At 42.9% G+C, this 5217-nt stretch carries 5 protein-coding genes; 2 read left to right on the forward strand and 3 right to left on the reverse strand.

Annotated elements, in window-relative coordinates:
- Positions 1 to 193: 193 nt before the first annotated feature.
- The 3 genes from O9332_RS17865 to pilM are packed head-to-tail and all read right to left on the reverse strand — an operon-like array spanning position 194 to position 2859.
- The gene (locus tag O9332_RS17865; RefSeq protein ID WP_002758749.1) at positions 194 to 967 is read right to left on the reverse strand and encodes a hypothetical protein; all 774 of its coding nucleotides are present in this window, start codon (positions 965 to 967) and stop codon (positions 194 to 196) included.
- Entirely contained in the window at positions 964 to 1734 is a 771-nt protein-coding gene (locus O9332_RS17870; protein WP_002758748.1) for a PilN domain-containing protein, read from the reverse strand. Before O9332_RS17870 ends, O9332_RS17865 begins: the two co-directional genes overlap by 4 nt.
- Before the next feature lie 9 nt (positions 1735 to 1743).
- Positions 1744 to 2859 carry a type IV pilus assembly protein PilM gene (gene pilM, locus O9332_RS17875; protein ID WP_002758747.1) on the reverse strand — a complete coding sequence of 372 codons (1116 nt, stop codon included), beginning with the start codon at positions 2857 to 2859 and terminating at the stop codon, positions 1744 to 1746.
- A 563-nt stretch (positions 2860 to 3422) separates the two neighbouring features.
- On the opposite strand from pilM, the gene O9332_RS17880 reads away from it, so the two are divergent.
- Positions 3423 to 4727 (forward strand): tetratricopeptide repeat protein, encoded by a 1305-nt coding sequence (locus O9332_RS17880; protein ID WP_002758746.1) that lies wholly within the window; start codon positions 3423 to 3425, stop codon positions 4725 to 4727.
- A gap of 119 nt (positions 4728 to 4846) precedes the next feature.
- A complete protein-coding gene (locus tag O9332_RS17885) occupies positions 4847 to 4975 on the forward strand; it encodes a hypothetical protein (RefSeq protein ID WP_256378305.1) in 129 nt (42 codons plus the stop codon).
- Positions 4976 to 5217 lie beyond the last annotated feature (242 nt).

The following is a 5217-nucleotide window of genomic DNA, read 5'->3' on the forward strand; positions in this document are numbered from 1 at the left end:
AAATCCTTATCTGGCAAGAGACTTAATTGATTAGTTCGCTCTAGATAAAAAACAATTGACAAAAATCGCTAAATGCCTTTCTATATAAGGGTTCCATCCCTTATAATCCCCGTCCATTGCATAACACAAACCGAAGAGCCAAAAACGGAATACTCGCACCGGAATGAAGACCATTTAATCACTGAAAGTTCTCCTATTGGGGCGGACTAGCGGGGGGTTGGCCTTCGGCGGGGGGTGGCGGTGCTAATTTCGCTAATTCGGCGGCATTGAGAGGAATAATCACATCGAGAAGAAAGGTGGTAGTAACGGGTTTATCGCCTTGGGGAACGATAGTGGCTTTATTTTTGCCAGTACTAACCACTTGAACCGCCGATCCTTCCTTTTCCATCTGGGTATTGAGACTGTTGAGCAAAATGAGCGGCTGTAATCTTTCTAAATCCCGAATAACCTCTTGAGTGTTAGCATAGTTCCCTTCGATCTTGACGTTAAGAGTTTGACGTTTGAGCTTATTATTAACCGCGCTACCGAGGGAACCATCGGAAACCACCACTGGTTCTAGTCCTTGGGGTTGGAAACTAATCAGCTTAACATTGCGAGACTTAAAGATATTACTAATATCTAAGAGAATTGTGCTTAAGTTCTTTTCTTGAGCAAAAAGCGCGAGAATTTGCTGTTTAGTTGCCTCTTTTTGTTGCAACTGACTCTCGATTTTGGGGAATTCTGCGGCTCCGAGACCGCTTTTTTGTTGATCTACCTGTTGTTGTTTGCCAGCTGCATCGTTTTGCAACTGTTGCAAGGTATTATAAGCGGGCATCACCCAGTTAAAAAGCAGATAGAAAGAGCCAAGTAAACCTAGCACAGCGGCAGCGATGCCACTATTGCGGGGAGTAAAAGTTATCCCGAAAGCGATAGGATACTCGTCAAATTCCTCTAATTCCCGATCTTCAAATTCTTCGGTAAAGGTCATGGTTGAATGGCTCCTTGGCGTTTGAGAGTATTAATCCTAGTGACAACTCCGAGTGCTCCATTGCGGGTCAGATTGAGCAGTTGTTGAGTAGCGGGAGTATCACTTAATTGGGCGGTGATCACAAATTGAACCGCTTGGGGGAAAGTAACATTAATATTTTTGTACTTATTGTCCACCTGTACGGGTAAATCGGCTAGGGCAGCACTTTCGATCACCGTTTGCCTACCCTGTAAAAAAGGAGAAGCTTGTAGGGTTAAGAGATAATCATTGACTGCTTCGTAATTACTGGCAAAACCACTGATTTTTAAGCGAGTAGCCCGATTCTGTTGCCCTTGATCTGGGGCAGCGGGAACCTCCACCTGCTGCACACTGGTTAGCTGGACACTAGGGGGAGTTTGCAGGCGAATTTCTTGAAGAATAGCTGACCAAGGCCTAATCTGATTGAATACAGTTACCAGAGCTTCATTTTCTTCTCCTACCGCCGTTAGTTGCGCTTTCATGTCTTCTAGCTTTTTGCTTTGGGCTTGCAGTTGACCTAATTCCGCGTCCAGTTGCTGAATTTTGGCCTGAGTTTCGCTGGTTTGCCAACCGAGGATTAAACCGAGTAATCCCGTCAGTGTCAATAATCCGGCCCCCACTCCCACACCGATCAACAGGGGTGTTTGTTTACGCAGGTTAATAGCGGTGGAAATCTTGGCTGCGGGGGTTCCTTTCCCCGTTTGGCTAAGATGGCGATCCTTAAGAAAATTAACGTCAAGACTATACATAATTTTTGTCTATACCTCCCGTAATCCTAAACCGATAACTGTTCCTAATCCCGGTCTTTCGGTATTAGGAATCTCTTGAGTTGTATCTAAGTTCAGTGATGCGATCGGATCGATTGCCATGGTGGGGACGCTGAGACGTTGAGTAAAGTATTCGTCTAGTTGCGCTAAACCGCCCCCGGGACCGGCTAAAAGTAATTGGACGATTTCCAGGTCATCACTTTGGTTAAGATAGAAATTAATCGATCGCCGTAACTCATCGGTTAATTCCCCTAAAACGCGCATCAGTGCCGTCATCCCGGCGTTAGTAGGGGCCCCAGAAGTGCCGGTATTGGTGCTAAGACTATCAAAGGCAGTAATCGGAATTGTCATCCCCAAAAGAATCTCAGGACTGCGGGAGGTGGGCAAATTCATCGCCCTGGAGAGGGCATTTTGTAGCTGGAAAGTGCCGATGGGGACAGTGCGGGAAAATTGGGGAACGCCGTCCACCACGATGGCAATTTCCGTGTTATCAAATTCTATATCAACAATAACGGCAGCTTCATTGGAACTAAACTGTCGCAAATGTTCGCGAATCGTCCGAATTAGGGCAAAACTATTAATTTCTAGCACATCTACCTGTAATCCTGCCTGTTGGAAGGTTTCCATGTAGGCATCGGTAATCTCCCGACGAGTGGCTACCAGCAAAACCTGCACTTTTTCGATCCCGTCTTCATCCTGAAAGTAGCCTAGTTTTTGGTAGTCGAGATCCACTTCCTCGCGAGGATAGGGAAGGTATAAACTAGCCTCATGATTTAAGACCAGATTTCGCAATTCCTGATCGTCCAATTCCGAGGGAATGGGGATCATCCGGATAATTGACTCGCGCATCGGCACACCAGTAGCGACTCGTTTGCTGTTAATTTTATTTTCCTTGAGGACTTCTTGGATTAATTCCGCTAAAGCGGGGGAATCGACGATTTTTCCCTCCTCAAAGATGCCTTCCGGGATATCCGACGAACAACATTTAACTAATTTATAATTTTGTCCCTGTTTGGCGATCTGAGCTATGTTAATACGCTCCGGTGTGATCTCTAACCCAACACCTTGATTTTTTTTTGTCAATAGCTTTTTAAAAAAACTTACCATAGATTTTCCTGGGCAGCTCTAAGGGGATTGGTGATCAACAAAGCCAATAATCTTTTGACCTGATTTTATCTAGGGTCGATCAAGGCAGTAAATCAGTCTATAAACGCTCCTGACTGGGTAAATTACCCAGAAAAGGTGAAAATCGAGGAGGAGAGAGGCTATTCCTGTACTCGCTAACCCGATTATCTTTGTTCAGAGCGAGGTTAATCTCGAGTGGGTGAGAGGAGAGGAAGTGCCTATTGATAGTGACATTGTACTCAATTTTGGTGAAAGAACCAAGTCCAAGCTAAAAATTGGCCATTACCCCCCCCTTTTTTTTTTCTGCTCCACTAGATCAAGTCAGCTTTCCCTAGTTAGGGGTTGCGGCAAAAAGTTTTTCGTGGGGGCAGGGTGTCGGGGGTCGGGCATCGGGTTTTAAGCTAAGAGGCATTTTCACGGCCCGCCAATTCAAAAATGAAACGCAGGACTCCTCAAGACAAAAGTTCAAGAAATCTTAGAAGTTATTAAAATAATACAAAAATAAACTCAACGTCAACCTAAAACATTGCTAGGGAAAATCAATCATGTTTCTCCGTCCTTTCTCTATCTTAATTACCCTCTGTCTCGGTTTAGGCTTCCTTTCTCTCCCTCGGCCCGTTCAATCTTTACCTTTAAATGCGATCGCTCAAGTCAATGCTGCCTCAACTGCTCTGGACTTTTTCCATCAGGGAGTAAAAAGATTACAACAAGGTGATCTAGAGGCTGCCATTAATAGTTTTAATGAAGCCATTCGTCTTAATCCTAACTATGCTCAAGCCTATGGCAACAGAGGAATTGCCTATAGTCGTTTACAGCAATATGACAAAGCCCTGGCTGATTATAACCAATTTATTCGCTTTAATCCCAATTCAGCAGTAGCTTACTATAACCGAGCAACTTTGTATGATAAATTAGGAGATTCTCAAAAAGCGATCGCCGATTATGCTCAAGCAATACGACTTAATCCTAATTTCACTCAAGCAATTAGTGGCCGAGAAATTGCTCAGAATAAATTAAGAACACCTCAACAAAGTATCTCCACTACTAACGCGCTCGCTCAATATTTTTCCAATGGAAGGAATGCTAAGGATTTTTTTGTTCAGGCGATGGATAAATATGACAAAGCAGATTTTGATGGTGCAATTGTCGATTTTAGCCAAGCGATTCAACTCAAACCCGACTATGCTCAAGCTTACATGGGCAGGGCAATGGCATATAAGGGTTTAGGAGATTTAGAAAATCAGATCACAGAGCTACGAAAAGCGGCAGAATTACTTCAAAAACAGGGAGATACAGAAGCATACCAGACAACCATAGATTTAATCAAAGTAACTCAGGATTTGATCGATAGCATTCGATCAAATCCTAATTCTAAACTAGCCTTTGCCGAGTTGTTTTTTAATTATGGAATAGAGGAATGGAAAAAAGGAAATTTTGTGCAATCGCTGGCACAATTTAACCTGGCGATACGTCTCAATCCTAACGATGCTATTGCTTACATTCTTCGAGGCGACGCATATTTTGAGTTAGGGGAATATCAAAAAGCGATCGCCGACTACACCCAAGCAATTCGCCTCAATCCTAACGATGCTCGTGCTTATCTTTTTCGAGGTAATGCCTATGGTCAATTAAAAGAATATCAAAAAGTGATCGCCGACTACACCCAAGCAATTCGCCTCGATCCTAACTATGCTGATGCTTACAACCTGCGAGGGCTTGTCTATGAAATGTCAGGAAACCGTCAAAAAGCGATCACCGACTTGGAAAAAGCAGCCAATTTATATCAGCAACGGGGTGACACAGCACAAGCTCAAAAAGTCTTAGATTTGTTGAAAGAATTACAGCAATAAACTCAAGGTAAACCTAAAACATTCGGCCTGTTCAATCTTTACCTTTAAATGCGATCGCTCAAGTTAATGCTGCCTCAACTGCTCATTCCATCAGGGAGTAAAACAACGCCAATTCAAAAATGAAACGCAAGACTCCTCAAGATTTGACAGAGAAAGGCTCATCGGGTATTGTCCGAATCAATACAACCCAAATTCCGCAGGTGGAAAAAGACAAAGGAAAAGACAGAAAAAGCCGAACAATTCACTAAATATAAATACTCAAGAAAGTCTCAGGGTGAGCGCATTGAAAACTCTATTGACAATTGGTCAATTAGGTTTTGTCCCCTTAGATATTTCTGGCTAAAACTAAATATTAGACCTCTTGCATAATTTTTTTATGGTATAATATAAGGTTTTGCTTTTTTCTCAATTCTTAGATTGAAGTGGAAAAAAGAATAAAATGTGATCTTAGGTCAGGAAATCATCTATAATTTTGCTATGTTTATTAGCA

The sequence above is a fragment of the Microcystis sp. LE19-10.1B genome (genome assembly GCF_027530565.1).
GTDB lineage: Bacteria > Cyanobacteriota > Cyanobacteriia > Cyanobacteriales > Microcystaceae > Microcystis > Microcystis aeruginosa.

What these genes read in the sequence shown, in the direction of transcription:
- O9332_RS17865 (WP_002758749.1), bottom strand. Translation starts at nt 967, where the DNA reads ATGACCTTTACCGAAGAATTTGAAGATCGGGAATTAGAGGAATTTGAC.
- O9332_RS17870 (WP_002758748.1), bottom strand. Translation starts at nt 1,734, where the DNA reads ATGTATAGTCTTGACGTTAATTTTCTTAAGGATCGCCATCTTAGCCAA.
- pilM (WP_002758747.1), bottom strand. Translation starts at nt 2,859, where the DNA reads ATGGTAAGTTTTTTTAAAAAGCTATTGACAAAAAAAAATCAAGGTGTT.
- O9332_RS17880 (WP_002758746.1), top strand. Translation starts at nt 3,423, where the DNA reads ATGTTTCTCCGTCCTTTCTCTATCTTAATTACCCTCTGTCTCGGTTTA.
- O9332_RS17885 (WP_256378305.1), top strand. Translation starts at nt 4,847, where the DNA reads ATGAAACGCAAGACTCCTCAAGATTTGACAGAGAAAGGCTCATCGGGT.